Source organism: Methanolobus sp. ZRKC5, from assembly GCF_038446525.1.
Lineage (GTDB): Archaea > Halobacteriota > Methanosarcinia > Methanosarcinales > Methanosarcinaceae > Methanolobus.
In genome coordinates this window covers 2,000,568-2,026,206 of sequence record NZ_CP151792.1, presented here as the reverse complement: position 1 = coordinate 2,026,206, position 25,639 = coordinate 2,000,568, and the positions used below count along the sequence as shown (strand labels likewise).

General features: G+C 40.5%; 27 protein-coding genes and 1 tRNA gene. 9 read left to right on the top strand and 19 right to left on the bottom strand.

The window, feature by feature from the left end:
- Positions 1 to 2: 2 nt before the first annotated feature.
- The 12 genes from WN948_RS10035 to WN948_RS09980 all read right to left on the bottom strand — a co-directional run bounded on the left by WN948_RS10035 (position 3) and on the right by WN948_RS09980 (position 10,335).
- Complete coding sequence (locus WN948_RS10035; protein WP_342304063.1) at positions 3 to 251, bottom strand: glutaredoxin family protein; 249 nt, start codon at positions 249 to 251, stop codon at positions 3 to 5.
- On the bottom strand, positions 248 to 577 hold the full coding sequence (locus tag WN948_RS10030; RefSeq protein WP_342304062.1) for a Rieske (2Fe-2S) protein: 330 nt from the start codon (positions 575 to 577) through the stop codon (positions 248 to 250). The genes WN948_RS10035 and WN948_RS10030 overlap by 4 nt, the downstream gene beginning before the upstream one ends.
- A gap of 20 nt (positions 578 to 597) precedes the next feature.
- Positions 598 to 903, bottom strand: coding sequence for a Rieske (2Fe-2S) protein (locus WN948_RS10025; RefSeq protein ID WP_342304061.1), 306 nt, complete (start codon positions 901 to 903; stop codon positions 598 to 600).
- A gap of 27 nt (positions 904 to 930) precedes the next feature.
- A complete protein-coding gene (locus tag WN948_RS10020; RefSeq protein ID WP_342304060.1) occupies positions 931 to 1,245 on the bottom strand; it encodes a Rieske (2Fe-2S) protein in 315 nt (104 codons plus the stop codon).
- Between the two features lie 155 nt (positions 1,246 to 1,400).
- Positions 1,401 to 2,411 (bottom strand): transglutaminase-like domain-containing protein, encoded by a 1,011-nt coding sequence (locus WN948_RS10015; protein ID WP_342304059.1) that lies wholly within the window; start codon positions 2,409 to 2,411, stop codon positions 1,401 to 1,403.
- Positions 2,412 to 2,590: 179 nt separating this feature from the next.
- Positions 2,591 to 3,826, bottom strand: a complete 1,236-nt coding sequence (locus WN948_RS10010; RefSeq protein WP_342304058.1) for an ABC transporter permease — start codon at positions 3,824 to 3,826, stop codon at positions 2,591 to 2,593.
- Positions 3,823 to 5,199, bottom strand: a complete 1,377-nt coding sequence (locus WN948_RS10005) for a COG1361 S-layer family protein (RefSeq protein WP_342304057.1) — start codon at positions 5,197 to 5,199, stop codon at positions 3,823 to 3,825. The genes WN948_RS10010 and WN948_RS10005 overlap by 4 nt, the downstream gene beginning before the upstream one ends.
- 5 nt (positions 5,200 to 5,204) lie before the next feature.
- The gene (locus tag WN948_RS10000) at positions 5,205 to 5,894 is read right to left on the bottom strand and encodes an ABC transporter ATP-binding protein (RefSeq protein WP_342306453.1); all 690 of its coding nucleotides are present in this window, start codon (positions 5,892 to 5,894) and stop codon (positions 5,205 to 5,207) included.
- A gap of 284 nt (positions 5,895 to 6,178) precedes the next feature.
- On the bottom strand, positions 6,179 to 6,346 hold the full coding sequence (locus WN948_RS09995; protein ID WP_342304056.1) for a hypothetical protein: 168 nt from the start codon (positions 6,344 to 6,346) through the stop codon (positions 6,179 to 6,181).
- A gap of 435 nt (positions 6,347 to 6,781) precedes the next feature.
- On the bottom strand, positions 6,782 to 7,660 hold the full coding sequence (locus WN948_RS09990) for a hypothetical protein (RefSeq protein WP_342304055.1): 879 nt from the start codon (positions 7,658 to 7,660) through the stop codon (positions 6,782 to 6,784).
- A 22-nt stretch (positions 7,661 to 7,682) separates the two neighbouring features.
- The gene (locus WN948_RS09985; protein WP_342304054.1) at positions 7,683 to 8,597 is read right to left on the bottom strand and encodes a hypothetical protein; all 915 of its coding nucleotides are present in this window, start codon (positions 8,595 to 8,597) and stop codon (positions 7,683 to 7,685) included.
- An 832-nt stretch (positions 8,598 to 9,429) separates the two neighbouring features.
- On the bottom strand, positions 9,430 to 10,335 hold the full coding sequence (locus WN948_RS09980) for a hypothetical protein (protein ID WP_342304053.1): 906 nt from the start codon (positions 10,333 to 10,335) through the stop codon (positions 9,430 to 9,432).
- 584 nt (positions 10,336 to 10,919) lie between these two features.
- Between WN948_RS09980 and WN948_RS09975 the strand changes: the two genes are divergently transcribed.
- The 5 genes from WN948_RS09975 to WN948_RS09955 all read left to right on the top strand — a co-directional run bounded on the left by WN948_RS09975 (position 10,920) and on the right by WN948_RS09955 (position 15,403).
- The gene (locus WN948_RS09975; RefSeq protein WP_342304052.1) at positions 10,920 to 11,723 is read left to right on the top strand and encodes a hypothetical protein; all 804 of its coding nucleotides are present in this window, start codon (positions 10,920 to 10,922) and stop codon (positions 11,721 to 11,723) included.
- Between the two features lie 103 nt (positions 11,724 to 11,826).
- Positions 11,827 to 12,429 (top strand): hypothetical protein, encoded by a 603-nt coding sequence (locus tag WN948_RS09970; protein WP_342304051.1) that lies wholly within the window; start codon positions 11,827 to 11,829, stop codon positions 12,427 to 12,429.
- 261 nt (positions 12,430 to 12,690) lie between these two features.
- Positions 12,691 to 13,410, top strand: a complete 720-nt coding sequence (locus WN948_RS09965; protein WP_342304050.1) for an NAD(P)-binding domain-containing protein — start codon at positions 12,691 to 12,693, stop codon at positions 13,408 to 13,410.
- Between the two features lie 157 nt (positions 13,411 to 13,567).
- Positions 13,568 to 14,896: a type I glutamate--ammonia ligase gene (gene glnA / locus WN948_RS09960; RefSeq protein WP_342304049.1), complete on the top strand. Its 1,329-nt coding sequence runs from the start codon at positions 13,568 to 13,570 to the stop codon at positions 14,894 to 14,896.
- A gap of 3 nt (positions 14,897 to 14,899) precedes the next feature.
- Positions 14,900 to 15,403 (top strand): GNAT family N-acetyltransferase, encoded by a 504-nt coding sequence (locus WN948_RS09955; protein ID WP_342304048.1) that lies wholly within the window; start codon positions 14,900 to 14,902, stop codon positions 15,401 to 15,403.
- Between the two features lie 225 nt (positions 15,404 to 15,628).
- Here the strand turns inward: WN948_RS09955 and WN948_RS09950 are convergent, their stop codons facing one another.
- The 5 genes from WN948_RS09950 to glnA (WN948_RS09930) all read right to left on the bottom strand — a co-directional run bounded on the left by WN948_RS09950 (position 15,629) and on the right by glnA (WN948_RS09930) (position 21,509).
- Complete coding sequence (locus WN948_RS09950) at positions 15,629 to 16,651, bottom strand: Coenzyme F420 hydrogenase/dehydrogenase, beta subunit C-terminal domain (protein WP_342304047.1); 1,023 nt, start codon at positions 16,649 to 16,651, stop codon at positions 15,629 to 15,631.
- Positions 16,652 to 16,656: 5 nt separating this feature from the next.
- Positions 16,657 to 17,397, bottom strand: coding sequence for a hypothetical protein (locus WN948_RS09945; RefSeq protein WP_342304046.1), 741 nt, complete (start codon positions 17,395 to 17,397; stop codon positions 16,657 to 16,659).
- A 5-nt stretch (positions 17,398 to 17,402) separates the two neighbouring features.
- Positions 17,403 to 18,911, bottom strand: a complete 1,509-nt coding sequence (locus WN948_RS09940) for a glutamate synthase-related protein (RefSeq protein ID WP_342304044.1) — start codon at positions 18,909 to 18,911, stop codon at positions 17,403 to 17,405.
- Entirely contained in the window at positions 18,908 to 19,960 is a 1,053-nt protein-coding gene (locus WN948_RS09935; RefSeq protein ID WP_342304043.1) for a glutamine amidotransferase family protein, read from the bottom strand. Before WN948_RS09935 ends, WN948_RS09940 begins: the two co-directional genes overlap by 4 nt.
- A gap of 208 nt (positions 19,961 to 20,168) precedes the next feature.
- Complete coding sequence (glnA, locus tag WN948_RS09930; RefSeq protein ID WP_342304042.1) at positions 20,169 to 21,509, bottom strand: type I glutamate--ammonia ligase; 1,341 nt, start codon at positions 21,507 to 21,509, stop codon at positions 20,169 to 20,171.
- A gap of 365 nt (positions 21,510 to 21,874) precedes the next feature.
- Between glnA (WN948_RS09930) and hdrC the strand changes: the two genes are divergently transcribed.
- The 4 genes from hdrC (at position 21,875) to WN948_RS09910 (ending at position 23,957) form a co-directional block, all read left to right on the top strand.
- Entirely contained in the window at positions 21,875 to 22,402 is a 528-nt protein-coding gene (gene hdrC, locus WN948_RS09925) for a CoB--CoM heterodisulfide reductase subunit C (protein WP_342304041.1), read from the top strand.
- On the top strand, positions 22,399 to 23,295 hold the full coding sequence (gene hdrB, locus WN948_RS09920) for a CoB--CoM heterodisulfide reductase subunit B (protein ID WP_342304040.1): 897 nt from the start codon (positions 22,399 to 22,401) through the stop codon (positions 23,293 to 23,295). Before hdrC ends, hdrB begins: the two co-directional genes overlap by 4 nt.
- Positions 23,296 to 23,393: 98 nt before the next feature.
- Positions 23,394 to 23,468, top strand: a tRNA-Arg gene (locus WN948_RS09915).
- A gap of 36 nt (positions 23,469 to 23,504) precedes the next feature.
- Positions 23,505 to 23,957: an N-acetyltransferase gene (locus tag WN948_RS09910; protein ID WP_342304039.1), complete on the top strand. Its 453-nt coding sequence runs from the start codon at positions 23,505 to 23,507 to the stop codon at positions 23,955 to 23,957.
- A gap of 19 nt (positions 23,958 to 23,976) precedes the next feature.
- Here the strand turns inward: WN948_RS09910 and WN948_RS09905 are convergent, their stop codons facing one another.
- Together WN948_RS09905 and WN948_RS09900 are read right to left on the bottom strand one after the other, a co-directional pair.
- Complete coding sequence (locus WN948_RS09905; RefSeq protein WP_342304038.1) at positions 23,977 to 24,414, bottom strand: GNAT family N-acetyltransferase; 438 nt, start codon at positions 24,412 to 24,414, stop codon at positions 23,977 to 23,979.
- On the bottom strand, positions 24,411 to 25,601 hold the full coding sequence (locus tag WN948_RS09900; protein ID WP_342304037.1) for an amidohydrolase: 1,191 nt from the start codon (positions 25,599 to 25,601) through the stop codon (positions 24,411 to 24,413). The genes WN948_RS09905 and WN948_RS09900 overlap by 4 nt, the downstream gene beginning before the upstream one ends.
- Between the last annotated feature and the right edge of the window lie 38 nt (positions 25,602 to 25,639).

The window sequence follows — 25,639 nt, the reverse complement described above, 5'->3', positions numbered from 1 at the left end:
GATCACAACTTGAGTAATTTTGAGTACTTGGCCGGATTGTATCCCACTACGACATCCTCATCGACCTTCACAAATGGAAAAGACATTTCAGAACCATGGGCAAGACAATCATCCTTGATAGCCTTTTTTGTATCGTCATCTGCCTTGTCATAATCAATATACTCAAAGGGAATATCCTGTTCCCTGAAGAATTTCTTTGCCCTCATACACCAGGGGCAGGTACTGAGTGTGTACATAACTACTTTCTTCACTTGCTTGCACCTCCCATATTTACAAAAACACCGCCATCCATGAGCTTTGTTTCATAGACAGATACCCTGATCTCTTTTGCATCAAGGAACTCACCACTTCGAATATCAAATCTCCAGTCATGGCAGGGACATTTTAATATATACTGTTCCAGAGTACCTTTTGACAGTGGACATTCCATATGAGGACACTTATTGGATATTGCAAAAAACAGACCATCTTTTCTGATAAGGAGCACTTTATCATCTTCAAGTAATAATGCCTTTTTTTCATCATCAGCAAGTTCATCTTCCTTTATTGCAAATATCCATTTACTTTCCTGATTCATAGATACATTCCTGTTGCATATCATGTTAGAACGGCTATCTTGCCATCCTTCACCTGTGTATCGTACACGTTCACTTTTATCTTATCGGATGCTACGTATGCCCCGGTGCGAATATCAAATATCCAACTGTGACACGGACATTTTAGGGAATAGTCCTGCAGGGTACCACCCTCAAGATGACAGTTCATATGTGGACATCGGTTCTCAAGAGCAAACACTTCCCCACCTTTACGGATAAGGAGTAATTGTTTGTCCCCAACATCCATGGGTTTCATTTCACCTTCTTTCACTTCAACATCATTTGCGACTATTACCCACGAAGTCATTTCAGACCTCCTTATGTAACGAACAGTTCAAAGAAGGACAAGTATTTCTCCATCTTCTACCTTGTTCTCGTAGAATTCAAGAGCTTCGTCCTTGTCTCCAAGATATTTGCCAGACCTTATGTCATATTCCCAGCCATGGCACGGGCACTTCAGAATAAACTCATCGCTGAAAGTTCCTTTAGAAAGACGACATCCCATATGTTTACACTTACCGAAAAGTGAATAGATAACTCCATTTTTCCTTATAAGAAGCAAAGGTGTTCCTTTTACCCTGACAAACTCCATATTGCCCTCATTCAAATCACTATCATTAAGTGCAAAAAACCAGGATTTTTCCGACATGCGTATCTCCCATAAATATCAGGGATTCAAAAATATAAATAGTTGTCGTGAAACAATAATAAACATATCAAGACGAGGTATTGTCTACTTTTGATTGTAAGTAACAACAACACTATTGTGTAACGTTGAAACTAAAAGGACATCAACAGTAAAAATCAAGAATAACTGGAAGGAATGGAATTCCAGTTGTCTGGTGCATCTACCGTTCCTGAATCTACATCAATGAAGTATTCATTGTTGTAATAGTACCATACCTCTATCGCAGAATAGTTTTCATCCAGATAATAATAGAAGTCGATATCTTCATAATTATCAGGATACACTATTTCTGAAGTATCATCATCATAGTATGGACCCACAACAGCATCTACTGGAAACCATCCCCCATCCTCATAGACCTCCACCCATGCATGGCCACCGGTACTGGTACTGAACTCCCTTTCACCTATGGCAACCCTCACAGTGCTTTCATCATACTTACCAGAGCCTATAAGCAAAGATGCCAGAGTATTGGCCTGTTCTGAACAGTCACTGACAATCTCGCCTGGCATGGGATTCGAATCGAAATATGGAGTATCTTCCAGAAACTCTGCAGGAGGCAACCATGCATCCTGCTGTCCATTCAATATAGTGTCAGACACCCATATCCATGAAACTGCAGCCTCGTATATATCCTCTGCATCATCAAGGTTCTCATCCCCAAGATAATCTTGAACAGCATCAGCATATGGAGTTACATATTCCTGGACCTGTGAAACACCTCTCGTTTCAGGAGTATTAGCCTGAAGGAAAGAGCTGAGTTCCTCTTTGTCAACCATCTCTGGCAGCATCCATGGAACCGGAGCTATGCGGATATTTTGAGAAGGAATGGTTGAAGAATCAATATTTTTAGGGTCTTGTGAACTATTCTGCATACTTTGTATGTTTTTTGACTCACCCATCGAATTTGAGTCAGATCCAAGAAGTTGAAGCATGTTGAATCCTGGGAACTGACAACTACTCATAAAGGTTATTTTCTGAACTTCAGACCTTATATTATCTGAAACATTTTCTTCAAAAGAAACAGAAGAAGAAGATGTAGTTGCATCATCGTTCTCATCAGACACAGTATAGGCCGAAAACATCAATATCATTACTAGAAAAATAGAAAGTATCGATTTTTCCATAGTATTTCGCCCTATTTTATCACATTATTTCTGTATGATATACTACCTGTATGTTACTTCATTTCATTTAATTTTATCTGAAACCATAATAAATTCTGATTTTATGATGAAATTTGGCTATATGAAGCGTTGTAGCCTCACATAGACCAAACCAATATCCTCTTTTGTGGAGAGGAACTTCACTCGTATCTCAGTGCATCCACAGGTTTCATCTTCGACGCATTATAGGCTGGAATCACACCCGAAAGGATACCTATGCCAACAGCTATGGATATGCCCATTAACATGAGGTCAGGAGCAATGGTCGAACCCATGGATGAACGCATTATGGAGATGCCAAGATATGGCATAAGAGACGTCAGCACAAGACTCAACAATATGCCAAGCACACCTCCTACAAAGCCCACAAGTGCAGAGTTCACGAGGAATATCATGAGAATATCCCGATTCTTAGCTCCTATGGCTTTCATAGTACCGATCTCCTTGGTCTTTTCCAGCACAGATGTGAACATGGTGTTTGCAATTCCCACCGAACCCACAACAAGTGATACACCTGCTATAGCTCCCAGGAACAATGTCATTGAATCCATCATCTCACTGGCAGATTCTGCCTGTGACAATGAGTCAGATACCGTGAAATCCCTGTCATCATCATTGACGATGTGTCTGGATATCATAAGTTTCTCTTCGACAGCATCAACTACTGTCTCTACATTATCAACATCATCTGCCTTTACTACTATAGAGTCAAAGACATCACGCTCTGCATCATCAATTATATCAACTGCTGCATCTATTGGCATGATGATAGAACTATCACTTTCACCATCCTCCAGTATACCTACAACCCTGAAAGATTTACCTTCGATAGTAAGTACACGATTTAGACCTACTTCATCATCGAACATTTCATGGGCTATCCTGTAACCTATGACCACAGCATTGTTGTCAGTGGCATCCAGCAGTCTGCCGGATTCAAGATTATACGTCACAGTGTACTGCCAGACCTGCGGATCAACGCCTTTCACAGAAAGATCGGCAGCCTCACCCATGAAATACACTTCCATACCACTGTCAGATATCTGCCCATAGATGTAATCGATATTTTCAACCAGTTTTATGGCCATAATATCCTTATCTGTCAGCTCTGCGTCAGATGAAGAAGAAGAGGAATCACCTCCCCTACCAGGACCGAAACCTGACTGAGCCTTGGTATATCCCGGAGTGACCGTTATTGAGGTTAGGTCCATATCAGCAAATCTGTCCTCCATATCTGCGGTCATACTGTCACTGAGTGCCATAATAGTGACAACTGAACCAACACCAATAACAATACCTATTATAGTGAGCCAGCTTCTGATCTTACTGTGGATCAGAATGTTCATAGCAAGCTTTAGATAGGTACTTCGCCTCATTTCTTTTCCTTCTTCAAGATACTACCTTTGAGATTTTTAAGTTCAACACTCAGAGGCTTATAAGTACCTTCCTTTTGCATCTTTTTTTTCCTGTAATTGAATCCTACAGCCACGATTACAAGGAGGGCAGCGCCGTACAGGTAGTAATTGTTACTGCTTGATTGTCTTTGCCCCGGGCCCATGCCTGCTGCCATGGTTCCGCCGGTCAGTTCTTCTATCTGAACCGTTTTCTCAACTGAGTTCCTCTGACCTGCTGAATCTGTATACTCAATTAGAACCAGAAGCTCATTCTTTGATTCCATCTGTTCTTGCTTTGCTACTATCTGCTCATCTGTCATCTCTGAAAGGTCAGGACGTGCCTGGGCGGTACCGGATGAATCCTCATCTGTGGAAGTCATCGAACCAACCTGTGATATGGAGAATGAAGTGATAGTATAATCTCCCTTCTCAAGGTTACCGACGATTGTGGATGTACTTCCTGTAGCCTGGAAATTATCCTGTTCCGGTATTGAAACCTTGACAGAGTAAGCTTCATTGTTACCCACGTTTGCAAGTGATAAAGATACTTCACCTTCATCGCTCTCAGAGTAACTCAGATCGAAGTCAGTGGTACCTCCCACAAACAGACCTGCCTTGGTTTCGATGGTATTGGTATTTGAGTCATAATCCTCAAACTCAAGGGTGATATCAAGCTGATATAATCCCGGATCTGCATTTACATCTGCCATTACAGAGTATGCTACTGTTGCTGATTCACCTACATCAAGATAGCTTATGTACTTGGTATTAGATGAATATACAGGCAAGATAATACCTGTTGTTTCGTCCCATGAAACAGCCATGTTCTTGAGTGGAGAACTTCCAGTATTTGTGATTACGAATTCTATGGGTTCCACAGTTGCAACATCAATATTGGACTCACTTATTGTGACAACCTGTGCGTATTCCTTTCCCTGTATATCCACATCAACTGTTGTAGAGACACTTGAATCTGTATCACTGTCACTGACAACTACGTCTATTTCATAGATATCCTCTGCAACATCTGCATCAACCTTTAATTTGAATTTAACAAGAGTTGCATCTTCCTCATCCTGACGGGCTTCAAGGAATGATATTGTTTTAGTTAAGGACTCTCCGGATACCTGAGAAAAAGGATATTCCGGCTCTATCTCAACTACTATACCTGTAAGATCATTATTTCCTACGTTCTGGATACTGAAAGTGAGTTCTACTGTTTCACCGGGTCTTGCAGGGTTTGGACTCTGAGTCATTAGATCTGCCTCTATTCCCGATACACCGGCACTAATAGCTGCCGAAGCACTGGTAATTGACAATATCAGTATTAACATCAATAATAATATTTTTTTCATATTCATCACATAGCTTCACTGTTTTTTATTTCTATACTGTCCACCATTCCATCTTTGATATGGACCACACGATCTGCATATTTTGTAAGTTCCGGATCGTGAGTTATCATTATAATCGTCTTGCCTTCGTTTTTGTGAAGGTTGCTTAAAAATTCAAGAATATAATTTCCTGTTTCGCTGTCCAGATTTCCGGTTGGTTCATCTGCAAGGATTACTTTGGGATCAACTGCCAGTGACCTTGCAATCGCAACTCTTTGTCTCTGGCCACCTGATAATTGGGAGGGGAGATTGTACTTTTTATCAGAAAGAGTAACTATCTCAAGAAGTTCTTCAGCTCTCTTCCATGAAAAATCAGAATCTGCTTCCTGGAAGTCAAGAGGAAGCATTACATTTTCGATTGTGTTTAACGTTGGTATCAAATTAAATTGCTGGAAAATGAAACCGATGAGCTGCCCTCTTATCTGGGCAAGCTCGGATTCTGGCATTTTTGAAATATCCTTATTATTTAGCTCTACAGTTCCCTTACTTGGAATATCCAGACATCCCAGAAGATTCATCATTGTACTTTTCCCGCTTCCACTGGGTCCCAGTATGACAACAAACTCGCCATGCAGGATCTCCAGATCGACACTCTTCAATGCTGCAAATTCTACCTCTCCCATCTTGTATATCTTCCACACATCAGTAAGACGCATGAGAGTATCGGGATTGTTGCCTGAAGACTTGTTTACCACATTCGTTTCATCGATGACATTCTTAACAGTCTCAGTATAATCACCATAAAACCTGTTTTCCAAATTAGCTCTATCAATGAGATTCTTAGCAGTCTCAATATAATCGTCTGAAGACTTGTTTTTCACATTCGTAAAATTCCCGTCCATAATTTACCTCAATGCGTGGCACTTTAATTTAAATATAAAATATATAATTAGTATTTAATACATATACCTGTGCAACTAATACACAGAGAATATATTAATCAATCTTCCCTTATCGGAGATATTTGCAGCAAACGATCAATTTGCCCAATATCCAGTTTCCTGTACAGAGAGGAAATGACATGTTCAGAAACATTTGTCCAATTCTGGCTTGAACGATCAGCGTTCCATCCATTGAATTTTTGCTGTGTATTATTATTGTTCTTCATTCATCCTCCAATTTCGGATAAGAGACATCTGCCGGATAGGGGCAGACATCCCTTAAACGAAGGGATGGTTGGTTGTTGGTATGTCGGTGACACCGGACCAGATGTGGTTGGGGGTTTGGTGGCACCTAGTTTTGGTGGTACCCACCAGGATTTTTAATCGGTAGGCAATCATCAATTAACCAGTTTTGAATAAAAGCATACTTACTTCAAAAAGGCAAAAAAAGAACAATATTTAAAAAATAAAGCTTTATAGAGATTACAATAGAAATTATAGAACATATAAAACAATAAAAAGCTTATTAAGAATTATTAAGAATTTTGATATTGATTCGAACGGGTAATATACATAATAACACATAAAAGATTAAATAATGACATTTTGATATAGAATATCTGTACCATGAAAAAATCATATTGTAATTTGCAGAGAGACAATTACTCTTCAGATTCTACCAGGAAAAGTACATTTCCACGCCCTTTCTTGAACTTCTGTATCTTTCCCCTCTTTTCAAGGTCAAGGAGCATGAGACTGACCTTGCCTTCTGAATATTTCAAACGCTTACGCATATCTTTCTGGGTCATCCTGCCACCCTGGGACTTGAGTATGTCAAGGATTTCCTGAAGATCGGCAGGCACCGGTTCATCAGAATGAATGGGAAAAGGTTCTTTTTTTGATTCTGCTAAGGGGATATTCACAACTTCATCAATTGTTTCACTTGCTGTTGTGGAAGTGTCTTCTTCCGGCACCACTTCCTGCTCTTCTTCTACACTTTTATCAGTTGCTGTTTCTATAAGCACTGGCGATACATGTAAAAATTCTTCAATTTTTACTTTCTTTGATGGAAGAGACTTTTGTGGTTTCCGTTTGATCTGGACTACCAGAATAAACATAAGAATAACTACAACAAATATAGCCCCAATAAGAATAGAATTGTTTCGTAATGTCGTTTCTGCACTACTTACAGTTTCCTCACCAGTGCTGGAATATGATGGCAAAAGCAGAAGATCTAAAACATAACTCCCCTCGTCTGAAACTACGATCGTATCTTCAGCAGAGTAGGTAAGTTGATCATCTTCGTAATAACTTGCAGTGATGTGATAACTACCGTTTGGTAATTCAAAGGAGTAAACACCATACTTAGCCACCATCGACTGCGAAGGAGTTGAATTTACCTCTATTATTGCATTGTCAAGAGGTTCGAATGTGCTCCATTCATAAGCCACACCATGTACAGTTGCAATACTTGAAGCTGCAGTAACGCCTGATAACAGCAAAATCATGGCAATACAAACTATGCAGGATAATACTCTCATGTCATACAACCTGGTTTTTATGTCAGTCACTCTCAAATATTGGTTTTGCCCAGACAGTTCCTATTCTACTGGATGTACCATCATCAAAATAATAGGTTCCGTTGCCAATCAGCTCGACTTCACCTGTACCAATTACAAGAAGACTCATTCTATCAGCCATTATCGCAACGGAAAAATCAGAACCAGACAAGGATGTATTCCCTTCTACCTCTACATATGAAATCATAATATATGGTTTATTGTGATCAGGTGTTCCGTCCTTTTCTTGGAGAACTTCCTGCTTGTAGTCTTTTTCCATATCAATTGATATATCTCCTGCAAAATCAACTACTGAGAACTTACCTTCGGACAAGAAGAAACTTGTATCAAGGTCACCGGACAATATTACAACACCGCTACCTTCAGCTACCAGACTACTATTACCAGATAATATCACGGGACCAGGAAGATATGTTTTTATCTTGTCGAATATGTGTTTAAGTTCTGAATTTGCACGAACGATACTCTCCTTTGATAATTTTATATATTTCTCTTTATCTGAATTTACGGAGGAGGTTTCAGCCTGTACAAGATAACCCCTGGACTCAGACACAAGAACATCATACTCATCCACCATCTGGTCGAGATCCTGAACATCATTACCTTTCTCATTCAGACGTATGATTACAATATCAAGACGTTCCACCATCGCCTCTGCCTTCTCAATATTGTCTTCGAGTATACTTTTTTCATCCGCATTAAAAGAATACGGAAACATGTAGATAAGGACCATTTCTCCTTTTTGTGGCTCTTTTATATCAAAAGGAGGAGGAAACAATTGAGAATACCGTTCATGTCTTTCATCAGGATATTGTTGCACATCACCAAAATTCACCATGCCTGAAATAACAACTAGCAGCATGAGGAATATCAATATTATCAGAGGCATCTTTTTCATTGATGATCACACCTTTGGGAATACAAGCAACAAATTACCAGATCCTATTCAAGGACAGTAAACAGAGATCAAAGCATCTTAAGCACTACTTTCATTTAATATATTCCACATATATTTAAATGCATGCTCTTGTTGCAGGTAATGAACTTAATGATTACTACTTGCAAATTGAATACGCTTAAATTGCCAACCGCTTAAAAGTAGAATGAGTCCATATGAAAATACTTAATTTGATCACCTGTATCGATCAAGAGATGCACTTATTGCAGGCATCCCTTAAACGAGAAGGGTTGGTGGTACGATGGTGGCACCTTGGTTGGATGTAATTAGGGGGTTGGGGGGATAAGGTGCCACCAAGTAGGGGTGGTGTCTGCCATTATATTATTACTGACAGACAATTCCCCCATTAGCATTCTTAAATAAAAGGATACTTACTGGAAAAGAAAGAATACACATCAAAAACAGATAATAAACCTTTATAAGACCTTTGATTCAGATAATAAATACCAAAACAGAATCTAATAAGTATCAGGAACAAATATAACTTTCTAACCGGAAAAAACAGCATATATAGATTGATTTATTGTAACTATTCAGCCTGATAAAAACGCTATCAATAACAATCTTGACAAAAAGTTGAAACGTAAATTTCATTAGGATCATTTATTTTGATTGTTGCTATTGATTGCTTTTTTGATTGTTAGATTGTTAGTGAGCAGACATCTCTATTTCGATGAAATCAGTACCAATAGGCAAATCGTGCCAGGCTGAATAGTTACGATTTATTTTGAAATAACTCCTCATACCACATTAAGACGTTAACAGTATTGTTTTAGTCAATATCAAATATCGAGGAGGACCAGGTACCTTCCCGCTCCACGTTTCCATTGCTAAGATAATAGGTTCCGTTACCGTATAATTCAGCTTCTCCATTTCCTTTTACAAAAAGACTTGCATTATCACCCATAATAACCACAGTAAGCACTGAACCGGACAGATTTACATTGCCTTCTATATCCCTATAGGAAAGCATCGTTTGTGGAAATTTGGAATCATTGGATGGAATTACTTTCTCTGTGATTATTTCAGGGCTGTACATGCCTTCTGTATCAATATTCAGGTCTCCTGCAAAATCAACTACTGAAAACTTACCCATATACAGACTAAGTTCAATGTTAAGGTCACCTGACAAAATGATGATACCACTTCCCTGAGCAGTCAGACTATCATTCCCGGCTATACTGACAGGTTTGGGAAAATATGTTTGCATCTTATCGAAAATGTCCTTTAGCTCCGAATTTGCAAGAATTATATTATCTTTTGACAAAGCGAGATATGTTTGCTTATCTAAAAGTGAGGAAGAAGCATCAGCCTTTGAAAGATTGTTTTTTGCCTCGGACACTAGAAAAGAGTAATTCTCAACCATTTGTTCAAGTTCCCGAACATCATTCCCTTTTTCTTTCAAATCAAGAATTGCACCCTCGAGACGTTCTACCATTCCATCTGATTTTTTAATATTATCTGCAAAAATAATACCTTCATCTCTTGGAGGTTTGCGATTATCAGACTCGATAAGAAATCTTTCATCTAAGAGTTCTTCGTTGATAAAAGCAGGATGTGAGGACGATAAACCACGGTGATCCTCACGAATATCAGAGAAACGTTCTGATTCAATAAAACCAGATATCAATACGATAGATATAAGGAATATTATCATTGTAAGTGGCAGCTTTTTCATTGGATATTACACCTTACTCAAACGCTTCCATATAATTCTATTTATCAATATGAATAAACAGATTGCAATAAATCTTAACGTTTTTCTCATATTACACAAAAAAGAAAGATTTAAATATAAACATACTTTAGCTGGAAGATATGTTTTGAAAAAAACAAAGTAATTTATTAGTATCTTACTCTTTATGAAGCTTTTTCACAGCATGGATTGTTAAATAATAACATATTTTTGGTATAAACAGGCAAATTGCTCACCATAAGAGTTTTTTGCTGATTTAACTGTATAATTATGAATATGTAAGAATAATGCCATAATAGAATTGGAATTGAACCTTGATTCACAAATACCTGAGAATTTCATGGCATGGAATAATTCTGAAGAAGCATAATTGTTCATTAGAGTTTTTTAAAGTTTGTGCATGACCCTAAACCTTTATTAAAGCTTTATTTTTGAATTTAAAGGCCTAATTACACGTTTTTTCGCTAAGTATACTTATATTCAAGTCTGCTAATCATGGGAATGTCAGAAAAGCACTGCTAATTATCCGGCACTGAATCTGACAGACATAATAAAGGAGGAAAAAAATGAAACACAGATTCATAAAAGCAATTGCCTGTCTTTCATTAGTACTTATGGTGTTTAGTGCTATGGCACCAGGCGCCTTTGCTGATGAAACAGGAACCGCTGAAGAAACAAAAGAATTGAAAGATCATAAGATGATGCACTCACCACGTGGAAATCCTGAGATGAATGAAGAGGAACCCATGGAAGCACTCGTCTTTGATACTGAAGAAGAAGAATTGGAATTCCATGTAGAAAAGCAGACAGAATCGATCAATAACAGAATTGAAAGATTGAACGAAATGCTCGAAAACATTGATGAGATAGATAACGAGGACATCACTGAGGAATCAATTGAAGAGCAAATCGCTGAACTGGAAGCACTTCTTGAAGACATCGAAAGTGCAACAACACTGGACGAACTCAAAGAGACCATGGAAGAAGCAAGAAAAACCATGATGATGGAAAAGCATGGAATGATGGGTGAAAAAACACAAATCGAAGAAATGGAGTTTGAAACCGAAGAAGAAGAGATAGAATTCCATGTAGAGAAGCAGACAGAATCAATCAACGATAGAATTGAAAGATTGAACGAAATGCTCGAAAACATTGATGAAATAGACAATGAAAACATCACTGAAGAGTCAATTGAAGAGCACATAACTGAAATGGAAGCACTCCTGGAAGACATCGAAAGTGCAACAACACTGGATGAACTAAAGGAGATAATGGAAGAAGCAAGAGATAACAATCCACAAGCATGTGGACACGGAAGAGAATACGGACCTATGAACCCTGGTTTTAAGGAAAAAGTAACCGCAGAATAGGACCAAATCGATCGACCGTGAAATAATTAGTACCACCAACTATGAGATAGGACATCTCCTATCTCACAAAAATTTAATTTACCAACTTATAAGGAGTTTTATTATGATGAGAAAGATCACGATTACATTTGCTTTAATGATGATACTCTTCAGCACTTCAATACCAGGAGTATATGCCATGCAAGATGAGGAAAGCATGGGAATGCCAGAGATAAATGCTGAACAGATGAAAGAAATGAATATGGAAATGATAGATAGTAACATTGATTCACTTACCAGCCTCCAGTCAGAGAGTGACGATGAAGAACTTCTGGATTCTGTTGCTAGTCTGCTCGAGCAGATGGAATCACTGAAAACGGAACTTGAGACTACTGATGATCAAGCGGCAATTGTGGAGATTATGAATGAACTCAGGAGCTCAATTGAAGAAGCACCTGAAGAACTGCGTGAGACATTGATGCAAAACAACCCGATGGAAAGAGAAGGTCAGGTCGCCATGGATGGTGAAAGACCAGAGAGAGACACTGCGAATACAGAATCTTTCGAGGGTGACTTCCCAGGAAATGGAAGTATGGGTGAGGAAAAAACAATAGATAAAACAGATAATGGTAATGCCCCAACTGATGAAGTCAGCAACGAAGGAGTATCAAAAGAAAGCACCGGGTTGCTAAGCAGTCTTATCAATATGATCAAAGGATTCTTTTAAGCTATTTATTCTTGCATTATCCCCCTATATTTACCTGAATGGAACAATGGATTATCCAATATCAGGTCACTCTTTTTTTGCTTATTTTTACTGTCGGCATTAGTAGCAGATAAATACTGTCGGTGATTATAGTAAATGAGGAATTAATATATATACCATGACAATGATTAACACAGTCAAATAATCCCTTTATGAGGATACTAAAAACGTTAACAAATAATAAAATATGATTACATTTCCGACCAAAGCAGGAGAAACTTCATGAAGATCGCAATACTTGGAGGCACAGGCAAAATAGGCAAGGGCTTTGCGCTTCGTTGGGGCCAGAAACACGAAATAATCATAGGCTCCAGGGAAATAGAAAAAGCCGAAGCAGTCGCTGCAGAATATAATGAAGTACTTGGCAAGTTCGGCCACACTGCACACATAACAGGTACTGATAACAAAACAGCTGCCGAAAATGCAGAGATAATCGTCGTTGCCATCAGATACAATCAGCTTAAGCCTGTAATGGAACTGATACACCCGGTCATAGAGAACAAGATAATTGTCAGTGTAGTCGTTCCAATGGAAAAGAACATGTGCTACATAGATTCCGGTGCTGAACACCTGACAGTTCCAATAAATAGTGATGATTTCAATACAGAATACTTCTGTTTTTCAATGCCTGAAGCTGGAAGCGCTGCCCAGGAAATACAAATGATGCTACCCGATAATACAGAACTTGTAGCTGCATTCCATACTGTACCTGCAAAGAAACTGGCAAACCTTGAGATGGAACTTGACTATGACATCGGTGTTTGCGGAAATTCCATGCATTCAAAAAATATAGTATTCGATCTTGTAAGGGATATATCCAACATGAGACCTCTTGACATTGGACCACTTGAAACTGCAGGAATGATCGAATCCCTAACACCTTTGTTGATCAATGTTGCAGCAAGGAATGAAATGAAGGATATCAGTCTGAAATTCGTTTGAATTTTGCACCTGCTTTCTTACTTTTTTTTATTTATCTTATTATTTTTGAACTTTAAATGTCACTTTCATGGCAATCTATAATTGCATGGAGTTAGATAACCAGAAATAATTTTGCATTGCATGTGCAGAATATAGAGGAAGAATAGCAGGCGATTTAATGATAATTGAAAATAAGGAAGACGTTATCAAAGCCATCGAGACGAACAACGTAAAGTTCATACGTTTGCAGTTTACGGATATTCAGGGAGTAGTTAAGGATGTTGAGATCCCTGTGACGCAGATCGAAAAGGCTTTGACCATAGGAATATCCTTTGATGGATCATCTATAGAAGGTTTTGTAAGGATCGATGAATCGGACATGGTGCTAAAACCGGATATCAAGACCTTTGCTATCCTTCCATGGAACAAGGATAAAGGTGTGGTTGCAAGAATTATATGCGATATTCACCTGCCAAACGGAGAAGAGTTCGAAGCTGACCCTCGTTATGTCCTTAAAAAGGTCATGAAAGAAGCTGGAGATATGGGATATACCCTGAATGTAGGCCCTGAACTTGAGTTTTTCCTTTTCGAAAAGAAAGAAGGAAAGGCAACTACAATACCCCATGATTATGGAAGATATTTTGAGTTTGCACCTACTGACATTGGCGAGGATATCAGAAGAGATATAGTCCTGACCCTCACTGAACTTAACTTCGATATAGAGGCATCACATCACGAGGTCGCTTTTGGACAGCATGAAATAGATTTTAAATACGGTAATGCACTGACAACAGCTGACAATGTAATGACATTCAAGTATGTTACAAGAACCATTGCAAAACTGCACGGACTGCATGCAACTTTCATGCCAAAGCCCATTGCTGTTGAGAATGGATCAGGTATGCATGTGAATCTTTCACTATCCAAGGGAGACGAAAATGCATTTTATGACCCTAAAGGTGAAATGGAGATCAGTGACGCCTCAAAATATTTCATCGCAGGTGTCCTGAAACACGTCAAAGCCATAACCTGCATTGCAAACCCACTTGTAAACTCATACAAGAGACTCATCCCCGGATATGAGGCACCTGTATATATCACATGGTCAGGTGCAAACCGAAGCTCACTCATACGCATACCTTCTGCCAGAGGAAAGAGCACAAGGGTAGAGCTCAGAAGTCCGGACCCATCATGTAACCCATACCTGACGTTTGCAGCTATCCTTGCTGCCGGCCTGGACGGGATAAAGAATCAGATGGACCCGGGAAGAATGATGGAAAACAATGTCTTTGACCTTACAGTAAAGGAACTTGCCGAGAGAGGAATTGAAACACTGCCATCAACCATTAATGAAAGTGTCAATCATCTTGAAAATGATGAAGTCCTTAAAGACGCTCTTGGAGAACACGTCCACAATAATATACTGAGAATTGCAAGAGCAGAATGGGATGCATACAGAACACAGGTCCACGACTGGGAAGTACAGCGTTACCTGAATACTATCTGAAGCATGAATCGGGCATATTCTATTAAGGAATCAAGAAAAGCGGATTATCTGCAGGTCAAAAGGTTCATTGAACTTGTAGATAATGATTTTTACCCTCCCCTGAGTAAAAGGGGAGGTGGTATTCCTGAAAGAGTAGATGGAAATCTGGACACGCCTGAAGCAAATTTCCTTGTTGCCAGATTAGAAGAAAGAGATCCATATGACACTCTTAACGGATTTGTAGGGATGCTGGGTTGCACAAGGAACTGGAAAGGTAACGACAGTGCTTACATCAATTTTCTTGCAACACATCCAGACCACAGAAACTATGGAATTAGCAAAGCTCTCTGCCTGAGACTGGAAGAGATTCTGACGAAACAGGGTATCAAAAAGATATATCTTTGCACCTGGTCAAGTAATCCAGCTGCGATGAAATTCTATGAAAATATTGGATATTGTGCATATTCAGTCATTCTCAATGACAGGGGAAAAGGAATAGATACAATATATTACAAGAAGAAAATATAGGATCACATTATCCAAAACAATAATATACGATAAGATTCTCGATAACATTGTCTTTTCCTGAAAAATTACTATCATTGCGTGAAGCTTTGCAGGATATTTCATCCTCAAAGATTTTGATCGCATTGGTTGAAAAAAGACAGGACACGAGTGCCTATTGCATGGTTAGGAAGAATAGAGGAAGTGGTAGGCACCGTGTCCATAAACGTGATATTTTTCTGTTTTTAGTTACTCCTCTGGCATTCGTTCAAGCTTCTTTGCAGAGAGCTTTTCAACCAATTCCAGATTTACATCATTTGCAAGTGAAAGTTTACCCTTTCTTACTGCATTGTCAACAAATTGCTTGCCAACCGGATTGCGTATTATCAGGGTTGTGTAACCTTTGGCACTGCCAATGGAACCTGCTGATATGTCAGCAGCCAGTGCTGTGAGATCTGTGCATATATGGCATCCGGGACGCACACAATCCTCAACATCTTTCAGTGAGATGACCGTCATGCTTCCGTCCTTCAGTGTGATCTCAAGCTTGCCCTTTACATCAAAGTGTATGATGTCCAGAGGATCTATCTGGCGCTCTGCAATAAGTTTGTCCTGTACAAGTTTTTCGTAGTCGAAAGTTTCCGTGCAGAAAAGTCCCATTTCAAGACGAATGTTTTTCCTGAATGGACGTAAAAGATCCATTTCACTGCTTCTCATCTTACTTACAGCCTGCATGACACATGGAACACCAACAACTGCTATGTTAGTGTACTTACGAGCGATGACCGCTTCTTTAAGAGAAGCTACCAGAGGAACCCACCAGTTGTAACGGCTTCCTGCATGGTGAACAAGCACTTCTGATGATGTAATTACAGAGGATGAAGGCCTTAGTGTCCAGGGATCTTCAACAACAGTAACTATTGCATCGATCATTCCCTGTTCAAGGGCATTAGTAAGTATTGCTGTTACAGCTCCACCGCTTTGTTTTCTTGGAATATCGACATCTGCTTTTGCAGACACGATGTCTATGTATTCACCAAGAACCTCAGATGATGGTTTGTCAATTCTGGGACACACTTCATAGCATGCACCACATGGAACTCCGTCATCGACATCCTTACAGTAGCCACTGTTGAGAGGATGAGTGGAATCACTGCCAATTTCAAAGTAAATAGCATCTGCCGGGCATACAGCTACACAGGCACCACATGCTGCGCATTTACCTGTATCCCAGATTTCTGCCTTAAGATCTAGATAATTTTTACCTGCCATTATAATCACTCCCATGTGTATTTACCTGCAAATGGTCTGCTGCTTGCAGGAATTATTCTCGAATAGTTCGTATCCAGGAACTGGGACGAATCTATGTCAAACCGTTCACAGAAATCTTTTATCACAGGAGTTAATCTTGCCAGGTCGTCTTCATTAAATTCAACTTTCTTGGCTCCGACACCAAGCAACTTTTCATTGACATCGCCCCTTATAACGATCTCTCCGCCGTGTATTCCACTGCCAATTCCACGGTCCTGTATAGTTGGTTCCTGTCCAATTCCAAGAACAAGGATGAGACCACCGGCCATGTATTCTCCGAGGAATGCGTGGGATGTACCACCTACTACAAGGATGGGACGTTTACCCTCATACTCCTTCATGTGAATGCCACCACGGTAACCGATGTTGCCTTTTACGAAGACCTTACCGCCACGCATGCTGTGTGCTACTGCATCTCCGGCACTTCCGTGAATTATCAATGACCCGTAATCCATTGTATTTCCAGGAGCATGTTCTGCGTTACCGAAAATCTCACATTCAGGACCACTCATGAACATCCCAAGGTCTCCACCGGGAACGCCATTTATGGTAATCTTTGCGTCGCCCCTTACTCCATTCCCGATGAAACGCTGTCCAAGAACATTATTGAGGACGATTTCCTTTATTCCGGAAGCTACTGCTTCACGGATAATTTTATTCAATGGAGTGTAATGCATACCCTTTACATCTATTACTAAAGGTTCCACTTCAATCAGGCCCCTACAGATTCTATTTTGAGTACGTCAAGCAGACCCTGGTCAAGCATGTAACCACGTAGACGCTCGCGGTTTCCACGAAGACTCTCAATGCTGTTAAGACCTGCAGCACCCATGAGTTCACTTATTTCAAGTGTCCAGGCATTGATAAGGTTTGCAACATTTTCTGAACCGATCTCAGGGTCTATACGGTCAACCAATTCCTGCTTTTGAGTTGCGATACCCCATGGACAGAGTCCACGATAGCAGTTCCCACATACACGACATCCTAGTGCTATGAGTGAGGCCGTTCCAATGTAAACTGCATCAGCACCGAGTGCTATAGACTTCGTAATATCAGCACTATTGCGGATACCACCACTTGCGATCAATGAAACTTTATTCCTTATTCCCTGCTCATTCAGTTTCTCATCCACTGCAGCAATAGCAGCTTCAATAGGAATACCGACATTGTCCCTGAATACCTTTGGTGCTGCACCTGTACCGCCTTTGAAACCATCAACTACTACGGCATCTGCATCAGATCTTGCGATTCCTGCTGCAATTGCTGCCACGTTATGTACTGCAGCTATCTTTACGAAAACCGGCTTTTCCCAGTTAGTAGCCTCTTTGAGACTGCGTACAAGCTGAGCAAGATCTTCTATACTATAAATATCATGATGAGGAGCCGGGCTAATTGCATCTGAACCCAATGGTATCATACGGGTACAGGAAACATCAGAGCATACTTTCTCTCCGGGAAGGTGACCACCAATACCAGGTTTTGCACCCTGTCCAACCTTAATCTCAATCGCTGCACCACGCTCCAGATAATTGATGTCAACACCGAAACGTCCTGATGCTATCTGGACGATGGTATGATTCTGGTATGGATAGATGGACTCATGCATTCCTCCTTCACCAGTACCCATGAAAGTTCCGGTCTTTGCCACTGCCTTTGCAAGACTGAGCTGTGCATTCAGGCTGATGGCACCGTAACTCATGTGACCTATCATTATAGGAGTATCGAGTTTAAGGTTTGGAGCAAGCTTTGTTTTGAGCTCCACATCACCATTGTTCTTTGTAAATTCAAGTTTTGCAGGCTTCTTACCGATATACGTCCTCAGCTCCATTGGCTCTCTTAGAGGATCGATACTTGGATTTGTGACCTGGCAAGCATCCAGTACCAGCCTGTCAAAGATAATAGGGTAATCGCGTGCATTGCCCATTCCAGCCAGGATTATCTTTCCTGTACGTGCCTGATTGATCACGTCTTCACGTGCTTCTGCGGTCCACAGAGGATGACTGCGGTAGTCCACAGGCTTTTCCTGGAGATTGATAGCATCTCTTGGACACATGGAGATACAACGGTGGCATGCAGTACACTTACGGGAATCTATGAGGATCTTGTCATCCTCTATCCTGTAAACACCATAAGAACAGTTATCAACGCAACGCATACATTTCATGCACTGGTCGCGGTCAATACTTATCTTGTACTTTAGGGGAACACTTCCAAGGCTCATTCTGTAACCCTCCCAATGACTGGCTCGCCTGCTCTTGGCATGTATATTGTCTCTACTTCCGGGTCCATTGTGCGTATAGCAGCTTCTTCGCTTGATATGTAAAGACGGGATCCGTTCTCTCCTACAACAAGAGGACGAAGCTTAATCCTGTCAGTGAAACCCACGATTCCATCCTTTGTAGCAACAACGATAGCAAAGGGACCGTTCATCAATGCGGGTCCGTATGTAAGTCGCAATGTACGCAGGAATTCTTCCTTCTTTTCCGGCATCTCGTCAATAACATCCCAGAAAGGCGGAGCAAGTGCCGTAACAACTGTTTCGGACGGAAGTCCGTGCCTTCTTCCAAGAAGATCAAAGAGATAAGCCACAACTTCCGTATCAGTGGACATTGTACAATCATAGCCATTGCTTTCCACATAACGACGGTTAGTACCGTAAGAAGTTATCTCACCATTGTGAACAACTGACCAGTCAAGCAGGTTGAAGGGATGAGCCCCTCCCCACCATCCGGAAGTATTGGTAGGATAACGGTTGTGTGCCAGCCAGATGTAACCTTTGTAGTCTTCTATCCTGTAGAAGTTGGCTACATCTTCAGGCCATCCGGAAGCTTTGAAAACTCCCAGATTAATTCCTGATGAAAAGATCAAAGCACCTTCAACGGTTGAATTGACAGTCATCACAAGATGCTTGACATTATCGTCGTCGGGGTTTGTAGTACCCACCATCAGATCAGTATAAGGTTTGAAGAAATATCTCCATGGGATGTGTTCCTTTTTGAGACCCGGTTGTTCATATGTAGGGATCTCTTCCTGATGGACTATCCTGCCCCATTTTTGCAGTATACAGTCCACCTCGGTTTTTGGTTCTAACAAATTATCAAAAAATACGTGGATGGCGTAGCAATCCGCATAGTCAGGGTATATACCATAAGCTACGTATCCTGCGCCTTCTCCACTTCCTCTTTCATCCATCAGACTAAGTGCTTCCTTTATACTGGAGCCGTCCATTCTGGACATAGTCCGATCGATTACGCCTATAATTCCACACATGTTGATCACTATGAGTATTTAATATAAGGGCTATTAAAGAGCATTCACCGGATATGAATTTAACCATGCAAAAATCCATAAAGGGAAAGCCCGGGGTTGTGTGAACAACTTCTATTCACGTTTTAGCAACAACAAGAAACGCTGCTGACTTAAGATAAATTGTAAATTATGATCTTGAAATATTAAGTGAAAGTAAGGGGAAATTCCCTTACAGTATGCTAAGGTAGGTGTCGATTTCCCACTGGCTAACCTGAGCCTTGTAGTCATCCCACTGAGCATTTACTGCTGTGAGATAGTTTTCGAACACATGTTCGCCCATTGCTTCTTTGACAAATGAACTGCCAGACATGCAGTCAATTGCCTCTTTAAGGTCTGCTGGTAATGAATCAATACCTCTTACCTTTCTATCCTCTTCTGTGAGCTTGAAGATGTTGACATCGGTTGATGCTGGTGCTTCAAGTTCGTTCTTTATACCATCAAGACCTGCAAGAAGCATTGCTGCAAATGCAAGGTATGGATTACATGCAGGGTCAGGACTTCTCAGTTCTACCCTTGTACCAATACCCCTTGATGATGGAATCCTGATAAGGGAACTGCGGTTTGATGCAGACCATGTGCAGTAGATAGGTGCCTCATACCCTGGAACGAGTCTCTTATATGAGTTTACAGTTGAATTTGTAATTGCAGCAAAGTCACGGACGTGCTTCAACAGACCGGCAATGTACTGCTTTGCAGTTGTTGAGAGCTGGTCAGGTGTTTCTGGATCGTAGAATGCATTCTTTCCGTCCTTCATGAGGGACTGGTTGGAGTGCATACCTGAACCATTCACGCCATAGAGTGGTTTTGGCATGAAGGTTGCATAGTATCCCATATGATATGCAATGGATTTTACGACATACTTGAATGTCACAATGTTGTCACATGTGTTCAGTACATCACCAAATCTGAAATTGATCTCGTGCTGTGATGGAGCTACCTCGTGGTGAGATGCTTCAATTTTAAAGCCCATGTCCTCAAGAGCGAAATCAATAGCTCTTCTTACATCCTGTGCCTTGTCAAGAGGAGCAAAGTCGAAGTATCCCCCCTTGTCTGTGAGGTTTGTTGTTGGGTGACCTTTCTCATCGAGTTCAAAGAGGAAGAACTCAAGTTCAGGACCGGTGTTCATTGTGAAACCCATTTCCTCTGCTTTTGCAACAGCCTGCTTCAGTACATATCTTGGATCACCCTCGAAAGGCTTTCCGTTTGGTCTGTATACATCGCCAATGATACGGGCAACTGCACCTTCCTTTGGTCTCCATGGGAGCAATCTAAAGGTGGTTGGATCTGGCATAAGGACCATATCGGATTCTTCGATCCTTGTAAATCCTTCTATTGATGAACCATCGAACATTACACCGTTCTCAAATGCACCTTCAAGATCTTCTGCAGGGATTGCCCAGCTTTTGATCATACCGAGGGTATCGGTGAATTGGGTTCTTATAAATTTAACATCGTTCTCGGTTACAGCCTGTAACACGTCTTCCTTCGTTACTGGATTTCCATTTACCATTTTGACTACTCCTCTCTATTCACTAAGGGGTGTAAGTAACCCATTACCTATCCCCACCTATATATATCTTTGCATAATTGGAAGAATAAAACTGACCACTTACTAAATAAAAACAAAACCTTACAATAATTAAAACTTGCCTCTAAAATGATACAAAATAACAAAAAACAGGATTCTGAAAAATAAATCAACATTTTTAGAGATAGTACAAAACCAGTTTCATATCAAAATTCCATTCTCTGCAAAAAGTTAAAACAAAGGAAAAAGGATGTCTATGTCTGAGGTTGCCGCAACCTTACAGGGATACTTACGGAAGGTTTATTATTCTTGCAAAAATATTGATTTTAAGATAAGCGAGATGGGATATGAAAGACATAAAAGAGGTTGAAACTGGAATTTTGGATGAACTGAAAAATACATCCATTGATGCATCCAAATGCATGCAATGTGGAGTCTGCAGTGCCAGCTGCCCCTCTGGAAGACATACAACCCTGAATATAAGGAAACTTGTAAGGATTGCAGGCAAGACGACCGACATTCTCAGCAGTGAAGAACTCTGGATGTGCACCACATGTTACAATTGCCAGGAAAGATGTCCAAGGAATATAAATATTGTAGATATACTACTGGACATCAGGGCTATTTCCGTGCATCAGGGATTCATACATCCCGAACATAGGGCGGTCTGCGAAATGTTGCTCGAATATGGACATGCAGTACCCATTAATGAAAAGAACAGGAAAAAAAGGGTGAATCTCGGACTGGAAGAGCTTCCCGAGACCGTACACAAGTACGTGGACGGGCTTGAAGAAGTGAAGTCACTGCTTGCATCCTGTGGTTTTGGAAAACTCATAGAACATACTGAAAGTGGAGTAACGGAAGATAAAACATGAAAGGACTATCACTCTTTTTAGGATGTCTTGTACCCAACCGCTACCCAGGAATCGAACTGGCAACAAAACTATGTCTTGCAAAGCTTGACATTGACTGTACAGATCTGCCCGGTGCATCCTGCTGTCCGGCTCCCGGGGTGTTCCGATCATTTGACAGAACAACATGGCTGACGCTTGCAAGCCGCAATATAGTACTGTCAGAACAAATGGAAAGAGACATGCTCACCATCTGCAACGGATGCTTCAGTACTCTTGCAGATGCAAACCACAGTATAAAAGAAGATGACTCTGCAAAAGAAAAGGTTAACGAGCATCTGGAAAAAATCGGAAAGGAAGTAAAAGGCAACATTGACGTCCGGCACATTATAGAATTCCTGTATGAAGAATACGGACCTGAAAAGATTGCTTCTTATGTTGAAAGACAACTGGACATCCGGGTCGCAGTACACTATGGATGCCACCTCATCAAACCCACAAAGGACAGAGGACTGGGTAATTTTGAAAGACCAACATTCTTTGACGAGCTGGTCACTGCACTTGGTGCAACAAGTGTCGAATACCCGGATAAGATGGCATGCTGCGGAGCAGGAGGTGGAGTGCGTTCCTCAATGAAAGACAGGTCACTGAAGATGACAGAAGCCAAACTTTCCAGGATAAAAGAAGCAGAAGTTGATTGCATAGTCAACTCGTGTCCGTTCTGCCATATGCAACTTGATGAAGGACAATCTGATATCAAAGAGCAAATGGAAATTGAGTACGAAATCCCTGTGCTGCACTATACGCAACTGCTCGGACTTGCGTTGGGATTCCCTGCGGAAATGCTTGGAATTGATACAGACATCGAGAAGAACAAGAAGTTTATGAATTTACTGGACGCAGGAATGGAATCTTAAAAATACATTCCTCACATGTTGTAGAAATATATAGATCGGAAATGTATTTCACCAATAACTTTAAGATATTGGATGTTATTACGTGAGTAGCACAACATGAGCGTGTGGCCTAGTCAGGATATGGCGGCAGCCTCCTAAGCTGCAAGCCGGGGGTTCAAATCCCTTCACGCTCGTTATTTCTCTTTTTAATAATTACCGGAGATTGACAATTGATAATAAGAAAGGCTACTGTCAATGATATACCTGGCATTAAGAGCATCATAGATATTTATGCAAAACAGGAAATGATGCTTCCCCGTTCATTGAGTGAACTGTATGAATTCACCCGTAGTTTCTGCGTTTGTGAAATAGATAATGAAATAATAGGTTGCTGCGCCCTTCAGGTAAGCTGGGAAGACATGGCGGAAGTAATGTCCTTTGCAGTCAGATCAGAATACAGAGACCAGGGAATTGGTACAAAATTGGTTAGTACCAGCCTTGAAGAAGCGAAAGCACTTGGTATCAACAGTGTATTTACATTGACCTATGCAGTTCCTTTTTTTGAAAAACAGGGATTTAAGACGATAGACAAACAACTGCTCCCACACAAAATATGGAGTGGATGTATAAAATGTCCCAAATTCCCCAATTGTGATGAAGTCGCAATGCTTAAAGATGTCTGAATATCACGGATAATTGCAATCACAGGGACTTTTCAAAATACACAATCCCATTTTCTTCTTTTACTACAATAAAACCGTGCCTTAGATAGATCGATATAGCCCGCTCAAGAGAAGAATCGGTTTTCAATTTTACATAGGAATAATTCCGTTTTGCAAAATCCATTGCAACCATGAATAAATCCAGACCAAGTCCTTTTCCACGACATTCCTTCTTTACATAGAATCTCTTTATTTCACAAGTATCAGAACCCAGGTTCCTGACAGCAGATGTTCCGACCACCTCGCCATTGTGTAAAGATATGAAAAAAGCACCACCTTTGCAGATGTAATTGCCTTCTATATCGTCAAGGTCAATATCTTTTAGTGCATCATATTCAAATCCCTCTTCAGAGAGTACGTCAAGAACAAATGCTTTTGTTTTTGAAGAAAGGTCTGATGAAAATGAGATTATGTTCATTCCAGATATGCTCCGGAATTTTTCAAAAAATCGAGTGCTATTGAAGATAGCAACTCAACTCCAGTGATCAATACATCCTCATCTATATCAAAACTGGCCGAATGATTCCCTTCCACAATTCCTTTTTCCATATTTCTTGTGCCTATTATGGCATACATACCCGGGACTTTCTTCAGGTAATAAGCAAAATCCTCTGCACCAAATATCGCATTTACATGAGTGTTAACAATGGGGAACTTCATTTTTAATAATTTTGAAGCTGCTTCTGTAAAAAGAGGATCATTGAAAAGTACAGGATAACCACGATAAACTTCAAGTTCATAAGAAGGAACTCCATCAAAGTCTTCTCGTGAATAGGAAACCATTAAGGAATCAAGAATATAAGACATCGTTTGTTCTATGACATCAGTATCCCCATCATCGAATGTCCTGAAACTACCTACAAGTTCAAGTTCATCAGGTGACCTGTTGAATTGGTTGCCACTATGGATAGTACCAAACCCAAGTACATAATCCAAAGGAGATAACTTCTGAGATATCGAAGGATTCAGTGAAGATATGAATTCTGAAGCGATCTGTATCGGATCTATGCATAGATCAGGTGTTGAATGGTGCCCACCTTTTCCGAATAGATTCACAGTGAAGCGGTTGGAACTTGCCATGAAAGGACCTGCACGTATGTGAATGTCACCTACATCAACATCTCCAAATATATGAAGACCAATGACCGCATCTACCCCTTCAAGGCCACCTTCTTCTATGACCCTCACTGCACCACCCGGAGGGATTTCCTCAGCAGGCTGGAAGATGAACCTAACAGTTCCGGAAATATTGTCACAGTTCTCTTTAATGAGTCTGGCAACACCCAGGACAATAGCCATATGTCCGTCATGACCACACGCATGCATTACTCCGGGATTCTGCGATATATAGTCTTCATTTAACTTAGTAAGAGACTCATGTGCTGCAAGTGCGTCAATGTCCGAACGGATGACTATACATGGACCAAGACCCTTGCCGCGGACCTCTGCAAGCACACCTGTATCAGCAATCTTTCTGTAATCAATTCCAAGCTCTTCCAGAATTGACATTATCCGGGACTGTGTTTCGTATTCATGAAAACTTAGTTCTGGATTCCTGTGAAACTCACGGCGAGTATGCTGTACCCATTTTTCAAAGGATTGCAAATTATTTCACCTCACACAGACTATTAACATAAATTATA